This is a genomic window from Oligoflexus sp., assembly GCF_035712445.1.
GTDB lineage: Bacteria > Bdellovibrionota_B > Oligoflexia > Oligoflexales > Oligoflexaceae > Oligoflexus.
Window position 1 is genome coordinate 1 of sequence record NZ_DASTAT010000095.1, and the last position, 25,173, is coordinate 25,173.

Here is a 25,173-nt window from a genome sequence, read left to right on the forward strand (position 1 = left end):
CGAACATATAGTCCTCCTGCAGGGCGATAATACGCTGCATCGCTTTCTCGACGAAGACGCCTTGTCCCAGCGCGGCGACGCTATCAAGGTTGCGATTGATGTAAGCGGCGAGGTTGAAGCCATACCAGAAAAGCGCGGGAACGTCATCGCGCGAAAGGGCGTCGAAGCAGTTGTTCACCTCAGTGGCCACTTTTATCGACTTTTCACAGGCCTTTTCCGACAGGCGTAAGGCTTTCTCACCATAGGCTATGCCGCGGCCCAGAAGACGATTCACCCGGACGCGCACAAGGTCTTCCTGCTGAAGATCGGGTTCATCCAGCAAGGGGTCGATGAAACCGAAGGTGTAACTTCCATACATTTGAGAGAGGAGGGTGAGCAGCGTGATGTTTTCCGGATCACTTTCCAGCATCGCTTCCAGCAACTTGATGTTCGCTGGCATGGATTGCTTGACCAGTTCCAGATCATCGTCGCGCTCGAAGGCTGGAACGCCTGCCTGGACAACGTCCGTGACCTCACGAATCGCCATGGTTCGGACCGAACATTGGCAAAGGAGGACTGCAAAAAGCGCGACTATCGAGAAATTCGCCATACGCATGTTCATACCCGTGCACCTCAACCAGAAGTGAGACCGTGTCTCTGACCAAAGGAATTGTCAATTATATTAACGGAAAAGGTGCGGCCTCGCAGCCGGAAATGGGGCAGGGCCAAAAAAAAGAGAGCCCTTAAGTGGGCTCCCCTGTGAGATACGAGAAATTCGATGGGATCAAGAGAGGACTTTGAACGGATAATGTCCGCCTGATTAAACAGGGGTCGATTGTTTGAAGGACGCCTTGTAGCGCTCCAAAGAACCGGTCACAACCCGATCGAAGGCATCATAGAGTTCCTGCTGCAGACGCTGCACGTCGCGCGGGCCCGTAGGTTCGCGGTTCAGGTTCTTGAGCAAAGCCGATGGCGTTTGCTGGAACGTCTTGCGGAAGAAGCGCGAGAAGTGCTGTGGACTGTTGAAACCGCAGAGGGTCAACACATCCATCAAGGGAAGACCAAGGTCCATTTCAATGACGTCCTTGGCCAGGTGAGCCCGGAACGACCACAGCCAACGCATGGGCGCTTGCTTGTAGTGCTTATGAAAGAGACGGGTCAGTGCGAATTTGGAAATTTTGACCGCATCGGACATGTTTTCCAAAGTCATGTCCTCACCAATGTTGGCTATGATATAGCGATCCAGGATTTCCATGAGTCGCGGGGCGTTCTCTTCACGCAACTCAGCTTGGGATGCGGGTGTGGTCAAGGTTTCGGCGTACAGCATAGGTCGGCTCCACTGAGTAAGTTTGCCCGGGATCGGGCAGGTGAGTCACTTTATACATACGTCAGATTTCCCAGTCAAGTACTTTTGGTAAAAAATAAAAAACCAATGATTTCAGCCATCTTATCCCTTACCGCAAGCCCAGACTTGCCGGTCTTGAAAAGTGCATGCTAGATAGGCAGGCACTGGAGTCAGACCGAGGTGAATGTCATGAAGCAATTGGTAATCAAGGCCTGCGCAATCATCGCGTTAGCCAACGCAAACACCGGACGGGCTGCTGCTGTTGATGATGGTTCTTCTGTGATGCTGGAGTTGGGTTCGCAGCGTATAACGTCGCAATCTGTGATTCGTGTTAAGGTTTTCCCCCATGACAGGGCTTATCCCCCCCATGGGCTGGATAGCGTCCGGGATCAGATTACGATCCGCGCCGAGCGTCCATGTTCTATATATAACGCCAGCCCCGACCGGGCTGTCGCTCAGGGCGCTGCAACCGCCAAAGAGCCTGTTATTGCTCTGAATGCGGCTGAAATGCAGCACCCCGTCATGGTCCATTGCCCAGGCGGATTCAAGCTGGAGCGCAAGGGCGCCGGCGGAGCCCCGAATTATACCTATGAAGGCCGCCTTTACGTGCGCCCTGTCACAGGCAACTCGGGCGCCCGGGAACTCGAAGCCATCAATTTAATCAATTTTCGCGATTACTTACGGGGCGTTGTCCCGTCGGAAGTCTATCGCGAGTGGGCCATGGAAGCCCTGAAGACCCAGGCTGTGGCGGCCCGCACCTATGCGGTCTATCACCTTGTCTATGCTCGTCGCTTTGAATCGGGGCGTCTTTGGGATGTGGATGACACCATCCAGTTCCAGGCCTATACCGGCACCTCCCTGATTTCTGAGCGCACCGACATCGCCGTGCGTGAGACCGACGGTCAGATCCTGACCTATCATGGCAAAGTTATTCAGGCTTACTATCATGCGGATAGCGGCGGGCAGACCGAGGAAGCCCTGGCCGTCTGGAGTCAGTCCGTGCCCTTCACTGTGGCCCGTCCTGAAGCCAGCGATATGAACCTGAATAAGACCATGTGGGAAAAGAGCTTTTCACTGGCCGCCCTGACCCAGGATTTACATGCATCGGGCAGTCTGGAAGGGGATCGCAGCGTCCGCAATATCGTGGTTCCCATGGTGGGCCGCACGCCGACCGGCCGTGTTCGTTCACTGGCGATCATCGACCAGAAAGGCCGTTACAAACTCATTTCCGTGAACGCTTTCAAACGCACCGTCGCTGGTCTTCCTTCGAATCTTTTCACGATCGAACGCGCCCGCCAGCCAGGACAGTTCGTGGTGAAAGGCCTTGGCAATGGCCACGGCGTCGGCATGAGCCAGATGGGGGCTGCGGCTCTTGCGGCTCAGCGCGCCTGGACCTATAAGCAGATTCTTGATTACTACTATGTGCGCACCACTCTTTGCTCACTCGATGGCGAGAAAAAAGCTCTTCCCGATTGCGGTAAGGAATCGGAAAAATACGCGGCCGATCGCGCGCTGCGTGGACCCGCTACGTGATTGCGCGAAAACAAGCACGGATTCCGTAAAACGGGGTTCCGTGCTTTTGCTTTTCGCCAATGAACTTCATGGGATGAAATTCAATATCCCTGGCCATTTCCTTGCAATGCCTCCCTCAAGCCTTCACGGCTCCACCTTGGTTAGGGGGAAAGCGCATGGCCTGGTATGAATGGAACAAGAGCCTCGATATTCACGTCACGGAAATGAACGACGAGCATAAGGTTCTGATCGACCTTATGAACCGACTCCATGACGAAGCCGCAGCCAGCAAACCCAAAGATATTCTACAGCTGACTTTTCAAGAACTGGTGACCTACACCCGCCGCCACTTCCAGGACGAAGAAAATTACATGTATTCCATCAACTATCCGGGGCTGCCCACGCATAGGCTGATACATGCGAAGCTTCTGACCCAGCTTGATGGGCATTATGAAGCCTTCGTGAACGGTGATGGCACTGTGAGCGTCGCGCTGTTCGATTTTCTGAAGATGTGGCTTAATGCTCATATTCGCGGCATTGATATTCAATACGGAGAGCACGGGCAGAGCGTGCGGAGGACGGCTTAAGCCTGCTGCTGCATGGGGCGGAGCGGCAACTGCAGATCGAACTTGGTGTGCGAGGACGCAGGATCAAGACGCAGATCCCCGCCGTGGCGTTTGGCGATCGAAAGGGAAATGCTGAGGCCCAGGCCGGTTCCCTTGCCCAATTCCTTGGTGGTGAAGAAAGGTTCCATGATCCGATCGGCGAGCGCAGGAGGAATGCCGCTGCCCGAGTCGATCACCGAGAGCGTGAAGCGTTCGGCTTCGCGACGACCTATCAACTGTATCCAGGGGTTTTCCTGCTTATCCACAGCGTCGCAGGCATTGCTCAAAAGATTAAAAAGAACCTGGGAAAGCTCGACTTCGTTGGCGTAAAGCATCACGTCCTCAGGCACATCGACCACGAGTTTGATGCCGGCCCTGCGAATTTTTTCCTCACAAAGTCCCATCACCTCATCAATCAGCTGCCGCACGCGAAATTGCGAGCGTGGTGTGTTGGTGCCATCCCGCGAAAGTTTGCGCAGACTGTTGACGACTTGGGCGATGCGATCGCCGGTGGAAAGAATCTGCTGGGTGCAACGCTGCACCTGGTCCAGATTCTGGCGACCGAGTTCCCGCGACAGCCTTTGCGCCGAGGCCATGATGATGGCCAGCGGATTATTGATTTCATGGGCAATGCCGCCCGCCATTTCCCCAAGACTGGCCAGACGCGCGGATTGAATCGCACTGATGCGCTGCGTTTCCAGTTCGCGTTCTGTGGCCTGCAGGCGCTGGGCGTTCTGTTCGTGATGACGGTCGAGTTCGCTGATCACGATATTCAAACTCGTGACGAGGGAATCCAGCTCATCAGTTTTGGTCGAGCGCCGCTTCAGCTGCAGCGTGTGACCGGAACGGAATCCATTTTTGCGGTAGTATTCCAGATAATGAGCCACATGAACGAGATGCCGGGTCACGTAATTCTGAAAAATGGCGAGAATGATGAGCGATATCAGAAGGGTCTTGATCCCCTGCATGATGAAGATCACCTGAAGTTTTTCCATGAGGCGTTCGATGATGTTGATCTTGGACGCCTTGACGGTCAGGAAGCCCACGATCCGCGGCGGCTCAGGATTCTGCTGCAGATTCAGATTATAGCGCCGGGTGACCTTGGGCTCGGCGATCAAAGTTTCCCACCATGATCCGGGCCCTGGATGCGACGGCCTTTGCATGATGTAGAGCGGCGATCCATCAATATCGCTGACTGTGACTTCGATAAAGTCGCCGGTCGCAACAATCCCGTCCAGAAATTTCCGGATTTGACCGTCATCGAAGCTCCATACCGCGGCGCTCAGTGGGTTCAGCGTCAGACGTTCCAGCTGATTGAAGGCATTTTCGAGAAGTCCCAGTTCGGAGCGGTAGTCGAGGTAAAGGTTGATGCAGGTCAGGACAGTGGTGATAAGCGTCGAAGTCGCTAATATCAGGGATAGTATTCTTCGCGAAAGGGCGTGTGACCCCATAGTACCGATTCCTATCTTGAACCACTCTTTTGTCCGGATGCTCCATTCTTACAGGAACCAATCCGTTCCTACGAACAGTTTTTTTTCGCGTCCTGCGCGCCTTGCAGGCCGTGAGATGCCGCGGCTCATCTTCCGCGCCAATTAAACTGTGCGATAGAATGAAAGGACCAACTCGCACGATCGGATGCCCGGGATGATCCCTGCCCGTTTACGGTCCTTTTTAGAAATGATTTCAGTAGTCTGCCTGAACCTTGCGGTGCTGACTCCGGAGGCTCGTGCGGAACGGATGCTGGACCTGCAATTCTGGGCTCCTGAGACCTCGGCCCTGGCCTTGGGAGGACTCTGGGAGTTTCATGCAGAGACCCTTCTGGAACCGGCGGAAAGGCGGCTGGGATCCGATCTTCTGCTCGAGATCAGTCAGCCCTGGCGGGACTACCGGCCCCTTACGGGCGGCGTCCAGGAGCCTCTGGCCCGTGGCAGCTATGTCCTGCTGGTGAAAGGGTTGACGCCGCGGCCTGACGGCTATGCCGTAAAGCTTGCAAGTCTTCACAGCATGTCGCGGGTCATCGTCGCGCCGAAGTATGCGCCCGGGCGGGCTCAAAGGGTTCAAACGGCGAGTATTTTTACAGTTTTCCCCTTGCTGCGCTATTTTATGGATCAAAAGCTCCAGCTGGTTTTCAAACCGGAGACACGGGATGAAATCTGGATGATCATCGTTCAGCGTTGGCAAGCCGCGCCTAATGCTTGGGGCAGCATCCCGCGTCTGCAGTTTGCCGAAAAAAATCCTTAGCGCAGCAAAAGACAGCCGCGCCGTTCATCCTGAAATTTCGCGAGAGAGGGGAAAAGAGGAAGATTGGATCCGAGCCATTGATAGCTGCTCGTGACCTTCTTCTGCGCGGCATCGACTTTGAAGGCTGCATTCAAGGCAATATCGCGCGTCCATGCATTGCAGTTTTCTTCCGACCTTTCCAAAACGAAGAGGCAGGTGCAAACTTCCTTGGCGCGATAGCCGGTGCCGAGACTGAGAATATCGAGTATGCGCAGATCGGTGTAAGGGTCGGGCCAGAGCACAAGGGCCACGATCGCAAGCTGCGCGATGATGAGGGCGATCCAGCGTTTCATAAAAACCCCTTGGCTTCACGCCAGCTGGCGAGCTGGGCGAAAAAATTATCCTCGGCCCAGAATTCCTCGGTCCGGTCGTTGGCAAAACGGACGACCACCATATTCCAGGCTGGGATAACGTAGAGCCTTTGACCCCAATGACCCATCGCAATCAGAATGTTCACAGGTGCCCGCGAATATGGGGGAGCCTTGCCGCTCAAATCACTGGGAAGATTGATCCAGAAATGACGGCCGGTCTGGTCAGGCCAGGGCACCTTGCCTTTGATGCGATTCAGCACCGCTTCAGTCGGAGCCATCGAGAATTCGACCCAGGAGAGATTCGTGAAACCTGGAATGGTTCCCTTCATCGGCAGAAGAGCCTCGCCGGCAACACAGCCGTCATGCAGATAGAGGGCGCCGAAACGTAGAAAATCCCGGGCCTTCATGTAGCCATAGGATGGACCGAAGTAGGTGCCCTCGGCATCGGCTTCCAGGACGGCCGAGGTGATGCCCAGCGGATCGAAGAGTCGTTTCCAGGGCATGTCCTTATAATCGGGACCGTAGATGTTTTTCAGGACCAGGCTGAGAAATGCGGTGTCACCGCTCGAATAGGCCCAGTGACTGCCGGGACGAAAGCTGGGGCGATAGGGCAGCAGGGCCTTTTCAATGCTGCGGGGGCCAAGGCCATAAAGAAGATTGGTGATCGAGGACTGCTGGGGCAGAAGGTTTTCTTCGTAGGTTTCCTTCCAATTCAGTCCCGAGGAATAGCTGAGGAGATGGTCTATCTTCACGGTGTTGAGATGGGGAAAACGCGGCAGATAATCGGCTACGGATTTATTGGGATCGAGTTTGCCATCCGCCACCGCGATGCCGGCCAGGGCGTTGAAGATACTTTTCGTGCCGGACCAGAGCAGATGTTTCTTATCGGCGCCATAGCCGTTGAAATAGGCTTCCAGCTCGATCCTGTCTTGATAGGCGATGACCACGGCATCCGTTTGCCATTCCTTTTGAAAGGTCCCATCGGGCCTTGTGGGCTTTTGCATGAAGTCGATCAACTTTTGATCATGGGCATCGGGAGTGGGGGCTTGGGCGTCGGTCCATGCCTTGGGATCAAAACCTGGTTTCGTGCAGGGAACAGCCCGAAGAGGGCCGCTCATAAGGATAAACGCGAGGGGTATACCCAAGGAAAGCTTTCGCATGGCATCGCCGGCTAAGAAGTTTTTGATTTTCGTTATCCTCGGCATTATATCATGGAAAAAGAAAGGGCTGTAAGGCGTCCCTTGCAGCCCTGGAAAACTTTCAGCTTGCGATAAGTTTACCCGGAAGCCCGCCGTAGTCCTCGTCGCGCCCAGCGATCGGCAACTATTTTCCATTCACTTCCAGCTCCATTCGCCGAAGTCCCTCTGGTATCACCTTAAGGGTATAACGCTAGACGTGGCAACGTGAAAGATCAACAATCACGGTGCTTTAGGGATAGAGGGTATGAAAACCGCATACGTTCTTTTATCAATATGCATCTGGCATTTGGCTGCCTGCCAAAAACTTAATCTTCGTTACGACGAAATTTCTCTAGAGTGTGGTCCGGACGCCATTCCTCGTGCAGGATTTCAATGGAAGAAGATTTTGATAGAGCGAAGCGCTCCCGACTCTTCAAATATCAAAGCAGTCGCCATTGATGATGACATGAAGCTCACTCCATTGAATACTTCAAGTCGATCCTGTGTTTCGATACCTCATCATTCCGATGCAGGTTGGGTTTCAATTCAATATATATCAAAGGATCGACGAGCGCGCGTCTTGCCGCTGAAAGAGCTGCAGATCCGAAATTCAATTGAACTGCTGCCCTATGAGGAGCAGAAGCCCAGCATTCTATGTCCTGTTACAGGGGGAGCGAGTACTTTTCAAGTACAGCATTCGGCCAAAGTCGGCATAAAAAATCTGCTATCGACAGCTAACATATTCTATCGCGCTGAGGCCACCACCAAAAAGGCGAAAGAACCTCGTCTTGTCAAAATGGAGGGGATGCTGAAAGATCCCAGCGGGTTTGAATTCAATCTGAAAGATGGAGGGGAAGGCGAAACGACACTTACAATTTCCCTCTATGACCTCTTGCTTGCCAATCAAAAATGGCCTTCGTTGGTGGAGACATGCGCAGGGGAGGTTGACAGACAGGCTCCGAGAATAGCCTTGCTTTCAGGGAGCGACACTGCGCGCAGTCCCAAAAAAATGACTGTCAATCCTGGCCAGCAGATTGAAATTTCGACGTCAGATGACCAAGGCGCACAGGTGCTCAGCTGTTGGATGAAATCCTCGTCAGATAGATGCGAGCAGGACTGCGTTAACTATTTGAATCAGAGCTCCAAGATTAAAGCGCCCTTGGATGGTGAATGGAAGCTTTGTTATTTCGCCGTGGATTTGGCGGGAAACAGATCTGCCGTTCAGTCAGCATCCATTAGCGTTGTGAATTCAGAGCGAATTGGGCGGCTGCGCGGCTCACTATCCAATGCCGAATTTCTTATGAATCAGGGTGATGTTTTTGCAGGTTTAGCCAAAGTCATGGCAACGCAAAGTGAAATCAATTCGCTTTCAAATGAGGAGCATCGCAATGCTTTGCAAAAGGAAGCCCTTCTCAAAACCTTGAATTTGAGCTTTAGTGCTTTGCCAATCGCCTGGCTCAGCTATAATCAAAAGGCTTTGCGACTCATTTCAAGCGACGACGCTCAGCGAGTGCTTGTCGCTGATTCAGGGAAGGGCGAGGACAATCTGGAAACCTGGTACTGGACAAAAGCTGATGGAAGGGATCAAATCGCAGACAAGATCTCTGGCGTCGATAAGAGATTTGCTGCCGTTTATGAAGAGAATTCCATTTATAAGTCAATGGCCTATTTCAGTTCCTCGCAACGAATCACTCTTCTTGCGGCACAAAACACGGCTCCCGTTGATTTTCCATCGCCTGCGAACAAGGAGCAATGCGAACCTGATCGCATGTTGGTCGATAATCTTTCCGTGGCGATTCCATGCAATCGAAAACTTTACCGCTACAATCCCACCGATGGGGTCTGGGTTGAGCTGGGCAAGTGGACGATCAACTCCAGACTGGAGCTCATGGGCACTCATCTTCTTTGGTGGGATACCGGGAGCGACACACTCAACGTGTACGATAGCGAGAGTGGGCTTAAGCAGCAGTTCAAAATCCCGACGATTGAAAGAGGAACAACTCTGCAGCGGCCGTTCTATATATCAGACTCCCAATATTTTTGTGGTGTTTACCAGACCAATCCCATCCTTACAGGTTTGTTTGGAAATGCCATAGGCGGGGTCCGGCATCTGAGATGCTTCTCTTCGATTTCACAAGCTGAGGCGATTGTTGATCTATTGGTGGACGGTAGGGTTGATTACAGTCAGCAGACTATCGCTTTTAAGCAAAAGGACGGACCCATCCAGCTGATTTCCCTGACGAAGAATCAGATATCCGAGATTAAACAGTCAGAGCAAGGGGTTTTAAGGGGAATAAGCGCCCAGAACTCGGTGTTGGTCGAGCGCAGCATGGCCGAGGGCATAGTCGTGATAGCCTATGACATCCATAGTCTGGAGGAGAAAGCTTCCGTCTACTCCAAGTTTGCAAAAAGCTCGAAGCTCAGCCTGAATAAAAGAGCAATAGCTATCGAACAAAATTCCTATTTTAGAATCGTGGCGGCGGATTCCCTAAAGCAGTTAGGGATTCTTCCTCCCCGCTCAATGTCATTAGACTTTCTTGTTGTTGATGAGCGCATCGCTTATGCCCAAAACCGTAATAATTCAATAGGCATGTTTGACTTAACCCAGAGCCTTGGGCAAATCATTCGCCTATCGTCGGTGGTTCGAGATATTCAAGCAAGTGATTCTGGAAATGCCCTGCTGCTGTCAGGCAGTGACGATTCGAATCGACCCTTCATCCTCTTCAAAAAAGACAGCGAACTCAACTTTGGAACAATGGATTCAGCTCCATGGTGGGGGTCTTCCACCGAGGATAAGCCTGAGAAAATGTTCCTGGAGCCAAGGACTGGCAAGCTTGTGCTGGTCCAGAGCAAAAAGAAATTGCTTTTATATGATTTCAAGACTCAAAAAATCCTCGCGGAAAGGACGAGGCTGGGATCGGAATCCGTCCTTCAAGTTGAATTTTGTGACGACCAATCCCTGCTCGTGCTTTACTACAGTGGGCAATTAGTGAAATATTCGTCAGCCAACTTTAGCGAGATTGCCAGTAAAAATTTAGGATCCGCTTTCATAGGCAGTTCAGGGATGAACATGAAGCTGTCGGCTGATCACGAAAAAATAGTTGTCACAGGGGTTGCTGAAGAAAGTTATGATGATGCCAGACTGCTTCTTTTATCCAGCAGGGATTTGAGCCTTGCAAAGGATATTAATACATCGAGTCAAAACTGGAATTCGCGCTACGTTCAGTCGCTATCGATGGACCCTCATAAAAATCTTGCGATACTGGGCTTCTATGTTGGTAAGATCCTCCTTTGGGATTTGAATCAAATGAATTCCTGGGAAGTGAAAGGGCACTCGAGCTTTGTCATGGACATAGGCTTTGGAGCCGCGACGGCCTATGCTTACTCAATAAGCAAACAAGGCGTGATGGGAATTTACGATCCCACACGTACCATCAATGACCGTTTCGTTGATACGGCGTTGAATAATATCGAGTTGTCTGCTTTCGTGATGAACCCTCAGGTGCATGCGCTAGGCGATAAAAAGAACATGAAGCTTGCTCTGCAAAGTCCAGAAGGACAAACCCTGGTGAATTTGAATTTGCCAGGAAACCTTTATGGTTTGGGAAGGAGCAACGCGGAGCTTTTTGTAGAATTGGATAAAGAACTATTCATTCTCCACTTTGATCCCAGCAAACTATTCGATGATCTTTGTCAAAAGGTGAGCGGCAGTCTCCTGGCAGCAGCTGGAGAAAGTAAACTTAAGATTTGCCCTGCGAATTAAATTGCAAAGATTATGCGGGAATAATTACCCTTTGACAGATTCTGAATTGATGCACCTGTGTTCACTCTAAACTTGAAAACTCGTAGGTACGAGGCAATTCGAGGAATGATGAAAAGTAATAATATGTAACCAGAAAGGTTAGACATTACAGCAAGTCAAAGGAAGTGCAGCACGTTGTTTGACTCCGATCCCGCCGCGATTCATTTTCTTCTCAATAAAAAAAACTCCTATCCGAATGCATCATGGAGTCTGTGTTCTGAGTAATGCCGATTCGATTGCTTTTGAATATATGAGGTATTCTACGGAGGTTACGTTGTTATGATGCGTTTTACGAAACTTGTGGGGATTAGCGCCTGCTTTACACTGGCGTTTTCCTGTGGAAAGAAATCAGACAGTAGCTCGGACGCCGCGGCCCAGGAAGAGGGGTCATCGATCACGATTGCTGGCCAACTGTCCTTGTCGGGTGAATCTGTGGGTTTGCGCTTGCTGGGATCGACACCCGCCGTCGATGATCTCAGTGTCTATTGCGTGAGCTTTACCATTCCCCCAGTGGCTGGAACCGGTGATGTCGCGTCTGATGGTTCCTTCTCGGTCTCTATCGATGCTTACAACGTGTCTGTTGGTTGCTTTATCAACAAACAGGATGAAATTCTAGGAACGATAGTTTTCAAAGATACCTCCAAGAATGCTCTGAATGGTAGTGCCAAGACCGCCGATCGTTTGGCTTTTGGCGGCAACGCAAACCTCGGTGCTATCACGCTCGATTTGACGACTGGGAAGGCCGAAGTCGATGTCAGCAAAATTGACGTGACATTGAAAAACACAGCGGCGGTTGCAGAATCAGGCTTTGATTTCACAGGATCGTACAAGGCCGCTTCCGCTGGTATTGACTTGCCCAAAGGTTACAGCGGAATCTGTACGGATAACAACGACAGGGACTGCCGGGGGCCACGCGAAGGCGAACTTCTTTGGCTGAAACGCATCGCAGGCAAGTCAACATCTGATGGCAGCGCAGTTTACGGCGCCATGATCTGGTCATCTGAAGAAAAGTTCAAAACTTGCGGTAGCAAACTGGGTATGACCTATAGCGATGCCAATGCACTTGGGATCGATCTCAGCGCTTCAGGCGTTGCTGAAGGTGCCTTCACCTGGACGACTGGCTTCGAAGATGGTTGGAAGAATACCGCAGAAGCTCGCGCTCGCAACTCTCTCATGAATATGGACAATGTCGAAAGTTTCAACGGCTATGCTGGTACAAAGCAGTACTTCAAGCAGTATCGCACCTGCGCTCCGAATCAGCCTTGCAACTGGAACGACGTTACCCCAACGCAAGGCACTGGTTTCAGTTTCTTTGCCAATACCAAAGAAACCGGCTGTCGTGACTCCGCTGGAAAGCCATTTCAGCTTGATGACTGGAATAACATGACTTGCGAACAAACTGCGCTGACTGGCGGGCTTCAGAAACAAACCTGCAAAAAAGATGTGAGCGGTAGCACCGTGACCTGTGTGCATATCAGCGGTCAGTATCTCACCGATGGTACAGTTCTTCAGAATGCGTGGACGCAGTTCCCCGCCGATTATGATATCTTTGCAAACGGCGCCTTTTGTGACAAGAATGGCAACACCAAATTTGATGGCGATGAGTGGCCAGAGTATAACGGTACTGGGCCTTCCTGCTCCAGTGGCGGGACTCTGATGCAGGGCGACCTCTGTAAAGACATTAACACGGCTACAGCGGCTGGTAAGTTAGCTCAACTTCGCTGTTATGCCGACGACATGAATAGCCGCCGCGATGGTGGTTCTGAGACTCAGTGTCTGCGTCGCGTTGATACGAACTGGTCGGCCAAAACTCCTGAAGAGTTCCTGGCTAGCAAAGGTCCAGCTCGTGCTGATGGCCTGCACGTCTTCGACCTCTTTGAGTATACAGCTCCCACTTCAGGTTCAATCCGTGGCGAAGAAACTTATTATGCTGGTATACGAGTCGGCGAAAGCTGGACAGATTGCGAAGTTCGTGAGTCGTTCTCGCTGTCATTGCGCAAGTATGATGACTCTGACAACCTTCTGGTTGAGATGATTTCATCGGAAGCCAATATGAGTGCGAAACCAGCCTGTATCGCTGAGTATGGCGCGGGTAAGACGTCAAAGTTCATGTTCAAAATGGTTAAGCAGTAAACAGCTTGGTTCCAATTTCATGCAAAAAGGCCCTCGCAAGAGGGCCTCTTCATTTCCACAGACCCTCCAGGAACCTCTGGCCCAAACTGAGTTACTTCGTTCGCGGAATTCGGTATTTGCAGGCGCCCATCCTGCTTCTTCTTTATCATCGAAAGCTGGCTCAGCCTTGCCGGTCAATCCCAGTGCAGTTTACGTAGCCTCTTAAATTCAAGAGGTCTCGCGAGAAGGCTCCAAGGGAAGAGCGGGATTCCTATTGCAAATTGATAAAGGCATAATGCATCGACAGAATTTGTCAAACAGCTGCGCTATCTGCGACATGGACTTGATCGGGTCGGTTTGCGTGAAAATCTTAGGCTTGCTGTAGTTGATGCTTCATAGGTTGCGCTACAAGGTGTCTGCTCTATCGTTGAAATTCTCGCATAGCCTATAAGCATGACGACATTTTCTCCAAAAGATGACCGAAGTGGTATTCGATGGGATGTTTTGTCACTTTGATTTTGGCATCTGTTTTGTCAATGAATATTGGTCTTTTCCAGCTGCAAAGACAAAGGTATTCTCGCGCGTGCCAAAAACGATCGTTTTTTACAACCTGCATACTTCATGGAGGCATATTGCCAGAATTGCAGTTCTGGCTCTTTGATATTTCAGAGCCCTATCCTATTCGCTACAAAGTGTCGAATGATCAACTTTATCCGTCCATGAGGATTAGACATGGTTCACTTGCCCGAGCTTATTCGAGATCTTGGGATCATACTGATCACCGCAGCTGTCACCACGCTCCTTTTCAAGTGGCTCAAACAGCCCGTGGTCCTGGGCTACCTCATTGCCGGATTTTTGGTGGGTCCCCATGTCAGCTTTGTGCCCAATGTCATTGATACAAAAAGTGTCCATGTTTGGGCTGAGATCGGCGTTATCTTTCTTCTCTTTGGACTGGGGCTGGAGTTCAGTTTCAAGAAGCTGGCGAAAGTGGGGAAAAGTGCTGGCATAGCGGCCTTTTTTGAGATCCTCACAATGACCACTGTGGGTTATCTTCTGGGTCGCGCGCTGGGCTGGAAAATGATGGATAGCCTCTTTCTAGGCTGTATACTTTCCATGTCATCGACGACCATTATAATCCGAGCTTTTGACGAACTTGGGCTTAAAGCCAAGGGCTTTGTGTCCCTGGTCTTTGGAGTGCTGATTGTGGAGGATCTGGCCGCCATCCTCATACTCGTGGTGCTGACGATCATCGCCTCGCCAGCGCCGGTGTCGGGCAGCGAAGTTCTCATTTCGACTCTGCGTTTAGGCTTCTTTCTCCTGCTTTGGTTTGCCGTCGGGATTTATTTTGTACCCGGGGTTCTCAAGAAAGTGAAACGCTATCTTTCCGACGAGACCCTGCTGATTGTTTCGATTGGTCTGTGTTTGACCATGGTCATCATTGCCACCCAGGTCGGTTTCTCACCCGCTCTGGGCGCCTTCGTCATGGGCTCCATTCTGGCAGAAACCAAAGAAGGAGGACGCATCGAGCATTTGATGCTGCCAGTCCGAGATCTTTTTGCGGCTGTCTTTTTTGTGTCCGTTGGCATGATGATTAACCCCAAAATCCTGATCGACAACTTCTGGGTGGTGTTGCTAATCATTATCGTTACCATCGTCGGCAAGCTTTTTGGTTCCGGGCTCGGCGCGCTCCTTTCAGGTCGCAGCCTCAGACAATCGATGCAAGCCGGCCTCAGCCTGGCTCAGATCGGTGAATTTTCGTTCCTCATCGCAGCCCTCGGGGTCTCTCTTAAAGTGACCAGTGACTTTCTTTATCCTATCGTGATCGCAGTCTCTGCTGTAACGACCTTTACAACTCCTTATATGATCAAATATTCTGCGCAAATCAGCGCGTGGATCGAAAGGCGCATTCCTGCTCGCCTGCACGATCGATTGACCCGTTATGAAGCAGTTATGTCAACGGAATCCGAAAGCGCTGGTTTGGCCATGCTTTTGAAGGAATATGGACCCAGAATTCTATTGAATAGCGTAGTGGTCATCGCCTTCGCGCTCATTGTCAGCAAGCTTCTACTGCCAAAGGCTGTTGAGATCTTTGGCAATCACCTTTGGATTCGCATCGCAGCCTGTATTCTGGCCCTTGGCCTGTGTGCTCCCTTTCTTCGGGCGATCTTGCTCGGCACACCACTTAAGTTGAGCAATCGTCCTCCTGAGCAGTTGGAGCAGCTGCGCCGACTTAATTTCGGGATTGTGGTAGTCCGCGTGATCCTTGGGCTTGTCATGATTGATTTTGTTATTGGCCAGTTCGTAGGCATAAGGACTCTGTTTGGAATTGCCCTGGCCGCTCTTGGTGCAGCCGTTGTCCTTTATGGACGTTATTCGGAACCTCTCTATCAATCCGTCGAGAAAAGGTTTCTGGCCAACCTGAACGCCAACGACGCAAGCAACAGCGCCGCGACTAACAAACCCGTCCTGGCTCCGTGGGACGCTGTGCTCGCTGAATTTGTCGTTTCACCACATTCACCTCTGGTGGCCCATCGACTGGATGAATCCGATATCAAGGGAAAAACGGGCGCAACCATTGCCATGATCGACCGTGGGGGGCGAAAATTACTGGCTCCAGGTCGTTCGGCCATGCTTATGCCTTTTGACCGCGTCTCGCTGATTGGCAACGATGAACAGCTGGCCTTGGCGCGATCCTTGATCGAAGTTGAAGAGCCATCATCCATGGAACTCACGGACGAAAGTGCGTTTGGTCTTGATTCCCTGGTTCTGGGCAAAACTTCGCGATTTATCGGCAAGCCCATACGGGACTGCGGACTGCGTGAAATGGTTTTTGGTTTAATTGTGGGCATCGAACGTGACGGCCAGCGCATTTTGAATCCGGATTCCTTGCTCAACCTCCAGGCCGAAGACAGGCTTTGGATTGTCGGCGACCGTCACAAGATCAAGTCAATCAAGCTTCAGGAAGCATAATGTTATCCTTAGGCAGCCACTGAAAAGCCCTCGCAAGAGGGCCTCTTTCGTATGGACAGAGCCATGGGTGACCACTAGTTACCGACCGAGTTCCAAACGCCTTCGGCTTTCACGCCGGGTGCACCGTAGCCCCACATGCCTTTAAAGGCCGTACGTTCGGGATTGGTCCAGGTGAATTTAAACCAGCCTGCCACCACGTTGCCTTCATGCCAGGCGCCTTCCATGGTCGTTTCGTTGGTCTTGATCATCGACATAAGGTCGATATAGTTGGTGTTGTCATTGGAGCGGCACCCAGGGACCGTCACCCGGACCCAGGAGTACATACCTCCCTCGCCTTCGATCTGAAGCTTGGCGTTGACGCGGGCATTGGCCTGGCAGCCGGTGTCCACGTATTCGTAGTAGCTGTCGATCGACCTTTTGAAGACGATTTTTTCAAAGTTATAGCTGAGGGCCTTGGTCATATCCTGCCACTGACGGGTCGGGAAATGAAAGGCGATCACGCAGAGATACTGCGGACCCATGGGCATTTTATCGAGGCTGATGACGATAGGTTTTTTGACTTCGCCGACGGTATAACCGCCGGTTTTATCACAGGTCGCGCTGGTATCCAGCTTGTAAGCGTAATGACTGATGCTGGGATCGGCTTTCACGGGGAAAGAATAGTTGTAACGATCGGTCGCGCCGGTCGGCACGCCTTCGACGGTAAATGTTACGGAAGGAAAGGCCACGCCGGCTTTTCGTGAGAAGGTATTGGGATCGTCCGGGCTGAAATTGGGATCGACCGTACCCAGGCTGGTATCCTTGTTTTCGGTATCCGCTTGGTCTGCCGTGGCATCGACAGTGGCATTGCGGCCATCATCCGTGGTCTGACCCTGTAAAACTGTGCGACGTTGTTCCAACTCGGCCTCGCTCTGACAAGCGCCGAGGAACAAGAGTCCCAGCTGTAAGCTCCATGCCCTGTGCCCCAATAACATACAAACTCCAGTGTGATCTGTTAGGACTGATCGGCGACCCTTGACCCAAACTTGATAAGACGCGACTAGTGCGGTCATCCCGGGTATTTGCCTCACCCCATTGCAACCCTTACCAGATACTTACCATAACCAGATTGTATTTATTTTAATGAGGCACAAGGCCACTTTCAAGCGGAGGAACTCAGCTTTTCCCCACATTATACCGATATTTACGTGAGGACAGGACAAAAAAGAGGACGTCATGAGCGGGACACGACCAGGACGCACGAGTGGAATGAGCCTCCTAGAATTCATGATAGCTTTGGGGATCATGACTTTGATTGCCTATGGCGCCATGCACTTCTACTCGCGTTTGACTCAAAGCGACGCCGAGGTCAGTGCCAAGGCCAAAGCACAATCCGAGCTGGCCCACATCAATAGTCTTCTGGAAAAGGATTTGAAGTTTCGCGATATCAAAAATCTCAGCGATCTTTGCACAGCTAACATTTGTACACAAATATCTATAGAACGCTTGGGATCAGGCGGCGCGGGAACCTATACGGTCACCTATACGAGCGCCTGCAAAGCCTTGCCCAGCAACAGTAAGCTGAGCAGTTTAAAATTCACGGGAACCAACAGCGAATGCATCAAGGCACTGAACTGTCCGAGTGGGACCTATCCCAGTCTCGCCATTGAAGTCCCGACGCCACCTGCAGGTGGGTCTGCTCCGATGTATCCGGCTTTGACTCCGCCACTGGGACAGAAAAGATCCGCCTATAACCTTGTGGGGGCTGCGCTCTGCGCGACCAGGACGAAGTCCACGAATGTGGCGACACCCACGCCCCACACGGTTTCCCAGGATCGTATCCTGCTCGAAGGGGCCTTTTTAGGTTCGAACGATGTGATACGGGTTGAACGCAAGGAGACAGTCTTTTCCAGCAACAACATGGCAAAGATCCAGATGCTGCCGAACTAAGTTTGCAATTGATCCGCGCTTTGCTAATGTCGAGACTCGATTCATCCTGAATTAAGAGCTTGCCATGCCGGGTTTTCGCCTCGTTCCGATTATGATGATGGTCCTCGTGAGCGGCTGTCGGCCGACAGGTTTTGATGCCCAGGCCTGGCTTCCTCCTGAAAACCCAGGTCTCCTTAAAACATTGCCGCCCAATCAGGACCTTGCACAGGCCACGGCCGTTGGCGCTGGCGCCTGGGATGCACCCGAAGATATTGCAGTGGACGGCGCGGGGCGGGTTTATGCCGGCACTTTGCAAGGGCGTGTGCAGCGACTCGCGGAAGACGGCGAGGCCCAAGTCATCGCCGAGTTTCCCGGTCAGGTTTTGGGACTCGACTTCGATGCGAACGGGAACCTTTACGTTTGCGTCGATAGAAACGGGCTGTGGCGCCTCGATCCCAACGGTCGCAAAGAGCTTGTGGTCAATTCGCATGCGGGAAAAAAACTCGGGCTTTTGGATGATGTGAAGGTCGGGCCGGATGGTTTGGTTTATTTCACGGAAGCTTCAAGCAAATATACGATGCGAACCTATCTGCGGGACATTCTGGAAGGCGTGGAAACCGGGCGGCTTCTGCGTTACGACCCCGCAAGCAAAACGACGGTCGTGCTTTTGGATGGACTCGGTTTTGCCAATGGCTTAACCGTGGCGAACGATGCAAGCTATGTGCTGGTCGCGGAAACGTCACGCTATCGCATACGAAAGTATTGGTTAAGCGGTCCCGAATCCGGGAAGAACGTGGTGCTGCTGGATAATCTTCCCGGTTTTCCCGATGGCCTGAGCCGCATGGTGGATGGGAAGATCTGGGTCGCGTTCATTGCGCCGCGCAATGCTCTTTTGGACAAGCTGCATCCGAAACCCTTTATGAAAAATATCCTGGCCGGAATGCCTGCCGGGCTTTTGCCCAAGGACAAACCCTATGGCCTGATCGCATCGATGACGGAAACGGGGCAGTGGCTGCAGAGTCTTCACGATCCGATCGGGCAGGTCGTGCCCGCGATCAGCTCGGTGGAGACGCAGGGTGAAAAACTGTGGCTCGGAAGCCTGGAGGGCAAGGCGCTTTATAGCATCACGCCCAAGGCTCTTTTAAAGTAGATTGATGCGTCGGGTCATCGGAAAGTGATAGGTGTCGCGGCTGTGCAGAGTCATGGCCTTCACTTCGGCCAAAGTTTTGGACTTCATGCAGTGCGAATAATAGGAATGACCGAAGACCAGCCACTTGCAGGCGTTGATCACATGAAAGCGCAGGCGCCGTAATTTTTTCTCATCATCGTCAAAGTACTGATCGAGCAGTTCACAGTAAAGGACCATCGCGTCCAGAAAAGCCCGGCCTTCCTCTTCCGGAGTTTCCGGTGGCGTTTGCCCGGGAAAGGCCGCCGGCGGCGTGGTGTAGCCGAGACGATGGGCGATCTGCCAGATGATCCAGGGTCGGGCTGTGGCGGCGCGACCGATCATGATGCCATCGACCTGAACATCCTGAAGAAGATGCAGGGCATCATCGGCGGTTTGAATATCGCCGTTCACAACGATGGGAATGCCGCGCCTTGGAATCAGGTCCGTGACCAGACTCCAGTCGGCCTCGCCCTTATGTTTCTGCGACTGGGTTCGGGCGTGAATGGTCAACCAGTCGGCACCGGCCGCTTCGAGCCCATCGGTGAAGCGCACCAGAAAATCCGGGTCGGCCTTGTCCTGGCCACAGCGCATTTTTACGCTGACAGGTCGCGAAGAATAACGTCTGGTCATGCCCACGATGCTGGCAGCATATTCAGGATCGCCCAATAGACGAACACCCCAGTTATGTTTGAGGTGCTGACGTGCCGGGCAGCCCATATTGATGTCAAAACCCCAAGGCTCAAGCGGCATCAGCTTTTCAATCGAGCGGGCTATGTAACTTTCCTCGTTGCCCAGGAGCTGCGGAACGAAATGCGACTCCTGGTCCATGACGCGCAATTCATCAACCCGGTCGATTCGTTCGAAAGGAAGTCGCCTTGTGGAAAGCATTTCGGTAAAAAGAAGTGGGTTGAGTCCTTCTGGCGTGTAATGGCGAACCATGTGACGAAATGCCACATGACTGAGGCCCACCATCGGTGCCACAGTGACAGGAAAGGCCGCACCGAGGGCGGCGAATCGAGAATTTTGCCAATGACTTTGGAATTTTTCGTAAGACATCAGAGCTCCGGTTCGACAGACATCGTGTTACGCGAAGCCTGATGCGAGGTCAACCGACGCTTTGCCCTGAAGAAATTCAGGCAGGTTTTTTCACGATTTTCTGCAGGGCCAACTCTTCCAGAGAGCGGCCACGTATCGCATTGAATTTATTAACAAATGCGACGTCTTCCGGCAGATAGGGTTTGATATGGTTTTCCGGGAATGACGAGACGACGATCACAGGAATTCCGTGATTCACGCAGTAGTGGGCGAGGGAGGCGCCGTCACCGTCTTTCATGTTGTAGTCCGAGACTACAAGATCATAGGTCTTGAGCTTCAAGAGATTGATAGCTTCATAGCCGGCAGCGGCAGTCACAGTTTCACCCAGGTCTTTGAGTTTGTCCTGAATGACAAGAGCCAGTTCCTGGTCATCATCGACGATCAGCACTCTGTACATGGGCACTTCCTATGCTCAATGGCTTAGCTACCTCCACTCTAGCACATCCGCCTGACAGGGAAAAGCTGCCGACTCAAGCCCCACTCGTAAGTTCCTGTATCGAATCCTTGAAATCTAACGCGAATTCAACATACTATGTCCCCTAAACCTCGGGGGCACCTCACGAATCGCCTCGGGTAAGCGGGGATGGATGCGTGGCAGATCGAGCCGGTTTCAGTTTCATTCAGTGGGCCGCCTGGCGTTACCTTATTGCTCGCAAAGGGCGGCACGGTCTATCTTTCATGACCACATTCTCGATCATAGGTGTGATGATCGGCGTTGCCGCATTGATCGTCGTGCTGTCGGTCATGGGTGGCTTCGAACAGGATCTTAAAAACAAAATGCTCCGCGGCCAACCTCATCTGGAGGTCCTGGCCGAAAACGCGGTCGCCGGTTTCAGTCTGCAGAAATATCCGCTCAGCTCCTTTGAAAAAATGTTTCCAGAAGCCAGTGGCATCGCGCCCTTCATTCAGTCCGATGTGGTGCTGAAGCAGGGCAAGCATCTGTCGGCCGTCGTCCTCTTCGGACTCGATCCCGAGGTGGGCGGGGACCTGTGGGCCTTCGACTCCTCGATGACCGAAGGCAAGCTCGCGGACATCGCGACCGAACATGCTCCTTTAATAACCACCGACGGGGATCGTTCGCGCTGGCCGGGCATCGTCCTGGGGGATAGCCTTGCAGGTCAACTCGGGGCCGAGATCGGTGATGAGATCACCGTGCTCAGTCCGCAGGCCGCTTCCTCGTCGACGATCATGAGCGGGGGGACCATTACGCGTTCCTATGTGCTGGTCGGGACCTTTCATACCGGGCTTTTCAATTATGATTCGAAATGGGCCGTCGTGTCCCTGAGCGAAGGCCGGAAATTCATGTCCGATTACGATCCCTCGCTGGATGATGAGGAGTATGTGATCGGGGTCGGCATCAATACGAAAGACCCCATGCACATCGATCCGCTCGCGGAACGCCTGAAGCAGGTCAAAGGCCTGAGCGGCAAGACGTGGAAGCAGACCAACTCGGCTCTCATCTTTGCCCTGCAGCTGGAAAAATATACGATGGGCTCGATCCTGATGCTCATCATCCTGGTTGCCGCGTTCTCGATCAGCGGCACGATGATGATGACCGTTTATCATAAAAAGCGGCAGATCAGCCTTCTGCGGTCCTTGGGGATGACCCAGCGCGATATCGGTCGGCTGTATCTGGTCCAGGGTTTCACCATCGGCACCGTCGGCATCATCCTCGGTCTGGCCTTGGGACTCGGCCTCTGTTTTCTGCTCAAGCAATTGCGCTTCGCTGAACTTCCCGTCAACCTCCTGTCCCTGCGCAGTCTGCCGGTTCGGTTTTTACCCTTCGATTATATGATTATTTGCGGTGCGGTCTGGATTCTGAGCCTTCTCGGCGCATTCTATCCAGCTGCGATCGCGGCGCGACAAAACCCTTCGCAGGGACTGAGGTATTCGTGACTGATACGACCCCGATTATTGAGCTTCAAGGTGTCTTTAAGACTTATCAAGTCGTAGAGCAACAGGTCCAGGCTTTGCGCGGTGTAAACCTGAAAGTTCGCAAAGGCCAGATGGTTGGGATAACCGGCCGATCTGGTTCCGGGAAAAGTACGCTGTTGCATGTGATCGGCACTCTTGATACTCCAAGTGCTGGTGTGGTGAGGCTGAACGGCAAGGATGTGTCGCATGTTAGCGATCAAACAGCGTCAGCCTTCCGCAATCGGACGGTGGGTTTTGTGTTTCAGATGAACAATCTGCTGCCAGAATTCTCGGCCATTGAAAACGTGATGATGCCCGGACTCATTGCAGGCGGCAACCGCAGCCTGCTTCGGGATCGGGCTATTAAGCTTTTGCAGGCCGTGGAGCTTGGCCATCGTCTGGATCACCGTCCGGCGGAACTTTCGGGCGGTGAGCAGCAGCGGGTGGCGATCGCCCGAGCCTTGCTCATGGAACCACCTATCCTCCTGGCTGACGAACCTACAGGGAACCTCGATAAGAAAAGCGGGGAACTCGTGGAATCGCTGCTGATGGACTTGAGTAAACGGAATCAGTTGACCATGCTCCTTGTAACACACGACAACGAGCTGGCGAAACGACTGCCTTACCAGGTGGTGATGGAAGACGGAAATATTGTGGATTTTGGGGGACCCTGGTGAGACGATTCTTAATCGCACTTCCACTCTTGGCGGCTTTACAGCCCAGTCTCGTGGCTGCGGAACGCATAACGGAAGTGGTCGTTCGCGGCAATAAAAAGGTCGAGGCTGATGCGATCCTGACCAGCATCAAGTCGACCAAGGGCGAGAATCTCGATCCCACGACCATTCGCGAAGACATCAAGAAACTGCACGAACTCGGCTATTTCTCCGATATCAAGGTGTACCGGGAAGAAATCGCCGGCGGCGTGCGGGTGATCATAGATGTGAAAGAGAAACCTGCGATCGTCGCCATCAAATTCAACGGCATCGAAGAGCTGAAGGAAGACGACTTCAAAGACAAGCTCGAAACCAAGGTCTATACGATCGTCAATGAGAGCACGATCAACAACGACCTCAGGATGATCGAGAAGCAGTACCTGGAAAAAGGCTACTACCTCGCCAAAGCTTCGTATAAAATCGAAGTCAATCCGCAGAACGAAAACGAAGTCACCCTGCTTTACAATATCGAAGAAGGCGGGAAAGTCCTGGTGGGCGACGTGCACATCATGGGCAACCACTTCTTCTCGGATGCGGATCTGATCGGGAATTTCTTCTCGCGTCCTTTCACGCGCATGTCGAACATCTCGGCGCCGGGCTCGGTTTATAACGACGAGTTCATCAAGCGCGATACGGAAGTCATCAGCTATCTCTACAAAGACCAGGGTTTTGCCGAGGTGAATGTCGGCGCGCCGGTGAAGGTGATCGATGAGGATCGCCGTTTCGTGCGTCTGACCTTTGAATTGGAAGAAGGCATCCAGTATAACGTCGGCGGCATCGAGGTGTCGGGCGATGTGCTTTATCCGGTGGAAGAGCTGAAAGAATGGATGCAGCTGAAACCGAATGAACTGTTCCGCTTCTCGAACTTCCGCAAGGACGTCGAGATGCTGATCGATAAATACGGGGACAAGGGCTACGCGTTCGTGGACGTGAACCCGAAGCACCGCTATGACCGCGAGAAGAAGCTGGTCTATCTGAACTATGAAATCGCCAAGGGTGAGAAGGTATACTTCGGTGACTTCACGTTCATCGGGAACACGAAAACCCGCGATAACGTTCTGCGTCGCGAACTGGAAGTCGCGGATGGCGAGCTTTACAGCGGAACGCGCCTTGCGACTTCGAAAGCCAACATGGAACGCCTCGGCTTCTTCGAGGAAGTGCAGACCGTGCGTCAGCGCGATGAGAAGCAGCCGTCCATTCTTCATTACCGCTTCAAAGTGAAGGAAAAACCCACGGGTCAGCTGCAGGCGGCCCTTGGTTTCAGTCCTGGCGCGGAAGCTGCGGAAAACAAGTGGTTCGGTCAGGGCCGCTATTCGGAAGAAAACCAGAGCGGTAAAGGCTGGCGTTCGAACGTCACCGGCCGCTGGAACGGTGGCAAGAACTACTCGCTGGAACTGGGTTTGACCGATCCTCGCGTCAACGACTCGTTCTGGTCGCTGGGCTTCTCGGCCTTCGTTCGCAACGAAGTGCGCTTGATCGCCGACGGCGTGGATATCCAGGAAGGTCGCAAAGGCGGCAGTATCACCGTCGGCCGCCGTATCATCGAACTGGTGCGCGCGTCGATCACCTACCGGACCTCGATCATCGACATCGAGTCGAAGACGGCCCTGGTCGGCAGCTTTGTGGAAGCCGGTCGCGAGAACAGCATCATCCTGGGCGTCGCGCGTAACGCCACCAACAACTATATAGATCCTTCCGAAGGCTCGGATGTTCGTTTCGCCCAGGAATTCACGGGGGGAAGCCTGCTCGGCGGTACCCGTCAGTACCTTGAAACCACAGCATCGGCGGCCTTCTTCGTGCCCGTGGATTACACGGATACGTATCGCACGTATTTCCGCTTCTTCGGTGATTTCGGACTGCTGTGGCCGAACGGTGACAAGCCGATCCCCATGCTGACCCGTTATCGCCTGGGCGGTGCCGAGAACATGCGCGGCTACGATAACCTTTCTTTGGGTCCGAAGTACGGTATCCTTCAGGCCCCGAACAGTGAAGCCAAGGTCATCAACAAGGGCGGTAACAGAAAGCTGCTCTTCCAGGCCGAATACTTCATGCCGATTATCAAGGAAGCCAATATCAAAGGCCTGCTCTTCTATGATATGGGCCGGGTCTATGATGAAACCGAGGAAATGAAACTCACAGGTTTCAATCGGGACGTCGGTTTCGGCTTCCGCTGGATCACGCCGGTGGCGCCTTTCCGTTTCGAGTGGGCTTATCCCATTGAAAACGGCCGACCCGGTGATCTAAAATTTATTTTCTATTTAGGTTATTGATCATTTTTTTC

General features: G+C 52.5%; 19 protein-coding genes. 11 read left to right on the plus strand and 8 right to left on the minus strand.

Translation table 11 applies throughout. The features are described 5' to 3' along the window. On the minus strand, positions 1–601 hold a 601-nt coding region (locus VFO10_RS20445), incomplete at its 3' end, for a TRAP transporter TatT component family protein (protein WP_325143666.1). Positions 602–799: 198 nt separating this feature from the next. Then, a complete protein-coding gene (locus VFO10_RS20450; protein ID WP_325143668.1) occupies positions 800–1,306 on the minus strand; it encodes an AraC family transcriptional regulator in 507 nt (168 codons plus the stop codon). Between the two features lie 207 nt (positions 1,307–1,513). Here VFO10_RS20450 and VFO10_RS20455 point away from each other — a divergent pair, with 207 nt between their 5' ends. Continuing rightward, complete coding sequence (locus VFO10_RS20455) at positions 1,514–2,857, plus strand: SpoIID/LytB domain-containing protein (RefSeq protein ID WP_325143670.1); 1,344 nt, start codon at positions 1,514–1,516, stop codon at positions 2,855–2,857. A 155-nt stretch (positions 2,858–3,012) separates the two neighbouring features. After that, positions 3,013–3,423 (plus strand): bacteriohemerythrin, encoded by a 411-nt coding sequence (locus VFO10_RS20460; RefSeq protein ID WP_325143672.1) that lies wholly within the window; start codon positions 3,013–3,015, stop codon positions 3,421–3,423. On the opposite strand, the gene VFO10_RS20465 is transcribed toward VFO10_RS20460, so the two are convergent. Then, on the minus strand, positions 3,420–4,892 hold the full coding sequence (locus VFO10_RS20465) for a sensor histidine kinase (protein ID WP_325143674.1): 1,473 nt from the start codon (positions 4,890–4,892) through the stop codon (positions 3,420–3,422). The two genes, VFO10_RS20460 and VFO10_RS20465, sit on opposite strands and share 4 nt — an antisense overlap. Positions 4,893–5,085: 193 nt before the next feature. On the opposite strand from VFO10_RS20465, the gene VFO10_RS20470 reads away from it, so the two are divergent. Next, entirely contained in the window at positions 5,086–5,682 is a 597-nt protein-coding gene (locus tag VFO10_RS20470; protein WP_325143676.1) for a hypothetical protein, read from the plus strand. Here VFO10_RS20470 and VFO10_RS20475 read toward each other — a convergent pair. Together VFO10_RS20475 and VFO10_RS20480 are read right to left on the minus strand one after the other, a co-directional pair. Further along, on the minus strand, positions 5,679–6,014 hold the full coding sequence (locus VFO10_RS20475) for a hypothetical protein (protein WP_325143678.1): 336 nt from the start codon (positions 6,012–6,014) through the stop codon (positions 5,679–5,681). The genes VFO10_RS20470 and VFO10_RS20475 overlap by 4 nt on opposite strands. Beyond that, positions 6,011–7,192 (minus strand): serine hydrolase, encoded by a 1,182-nt coding sequence (locus VFO10_RS20480; protein WP_325143680.1) that lies wholly within the window; start codon positions 7,190–7,192, stop codon positions 6,011–6,013. Before VFO10_RS20480 ends, VFO10_RS20475 begins: the two co-directional genes overlap by 4 nt. Positions 7,193–7,475: 283 nt before the next feature. Here VFO10_RS20480 and VFO10_RS20485 point away from each other — a divergent pair, with 283 nt between their 5' ends. From VFO10_RS20485 to VFO10_RS20495, 3 genes are all read left to right on the plus strand, one after another. Further along, a complete protein-coding gene (locus VFO10_RS20485) occupies positions 7,476–10,973 on the plus strand; it encodes a hypothetical protein (protein ID WP_325143684.1) in 3,498 nt (1,165 codons plus the stop codon). A 318-nt stretch (positions 10,974–11,291) separates the two neighbouring features. After that, complete coding sequence (locus VFO10_RS20490; RefSeq protein ID WP_325143686.1) at positions 11,292–13,145, plus strand: hypothetical protein; 1,854 nt, start codon at positions 11,292–11,294, stop codon at positions 13,143–13,145. A gap of 711 nt (positions 13,146–13,856) precedes the next feature. After that, positions 13,857–16,094, plus strand: coding sequence for a cation:proton antiporter (locus VFO10_RS20495; RefSeq protein WP_325143688.1), 2,238 nt, complete (start codon positions 13,857–13,859; stop codon positions 16,092–16,094). A gap of 74 nt (positions 16,095–16,168) precedes the next feature. Here the strand turns inward: VFO10_RS20495 and VFO10_RS20500 are convergent, their stop codons facing one another. Beyond that, positions 16,169–16,993: a hypothetical protein gene (locus tag VFO10_RS20500; protein ID WP_325143690.1), complete on the minus strand. Its 825-nt coding sequence runs from the start codon at positions 16,991–16,993 to the stop codon at positions 16,169–16,171. Between the two features lie 316 nt (positions 16,994–17,309). Between VFO10_RS20500 and VFO10_RS20505 the strand changes: the two genes are divergently transcribed. Continuing rightward, a complete protein-coding gene (locus VFO10_RS20505) occupies positions 17,310–18,023 on the plus strand; it encodes a hypothetical protein (protein ID WP_325143691.1) in 714 nt (237 codons plus the stop codon). A 64-nt stretch (positions 18,024–18,087) separates the two neighbouring features. Beyond that, entirely contained in the window at positions 18,088–19,152 is a 1,065-nt protein-coding gene (locus tag VFO10_RS20510) for an SMP-30/gluconolactonase/LRE family protein (protein ID WP_325143693.1), read from the plus strand. Here the strand turns inward: VFO10_RS20510 and VFO10_RS20515 are convergent. Both VFO10_RS20515 and VFO10_RS20520 read right to left on the minus strand, forming a co-directional pair. Continuing rightward, positions 19,144–20,226 carry a tRNA-dihydrouridine synthase family protein gene (locus VFO10_RS20515; RefSeq protein ID WP_325143695.1) on the minus strand — a complete coding sequence of 361 codons (1,083 nt, stop codon included), beginning with the start codon at positions 20,224–20,226 and terminating at the stop codon, positions 19,144–19,146. The genes VFO10_RS20510 and VFO10_RS20515 overlap by 9 nt on opposite strands. Before the next feature lie 76 nt (positions 20,227–20,302). Beyond that, positions 20,303–20,662, minus strand: coding sequence for a response regulator (locus tag VFO10_RS20520; protein WP_325143696.1), 360 nt, complete (start codon positions 20,660–20,662; stop codon positions 20,303–20,305). A gap of 194 nt (positions 20,663–20,856) precedes the next feature. Here VFO10_RS20520 and VFO10_RS20525 point away from each other — a divergent pair, with 194 nt between their 5' ends. Genes VFO10_RS20525 through bamA form a run of 3 tightly spaced genes read left to right on the plus strand, consistent with a single transcriptional unit; the run spans position 20,857 to position 25,162 of the window. Further along, complete coding sequence (locus tag VFO10_RS20525) at positions 20,857–22,161, plus strand: ABC transporter permease (RefSeq protein ID WP_325143699.1); 1,305 nt, start codon at positions 20,857–20,859, stop codon at positions 22,159–22,161. Continuing rightward, on the plus strand, positions 22,158–22,856 hold the full coding sequence (locus tag VFO10_RS20530; protein WP_325143701.1) for an ABC transporter ATP-binding protein: 699 nt from the start codon (positions 22,158–22,160) through the stop codon (positions 22,854–22,856). Before VFO10_RS20525 ends, VFO10_RS20530 begins: the two co-directional genes overlap by 4 nt. Next, positions 22,853–25,162, plus strand: a complete 2,310-nt coding sequence (gene bamA, locus VFO10_RS20535) for an outer membrane protein assembly factor BamA (RefSeq protein ID WP_325143703.1) — start codon at positions 22,853–22,855, stop codon at positions 25,160–25,162. Before VFO10_RS20530 ends, bamA begins: the two co-directional genes overlap by 4 nt. The last annotated feature ends 11 nt before the right edge of the window (positions 25,163–25,173 follow it).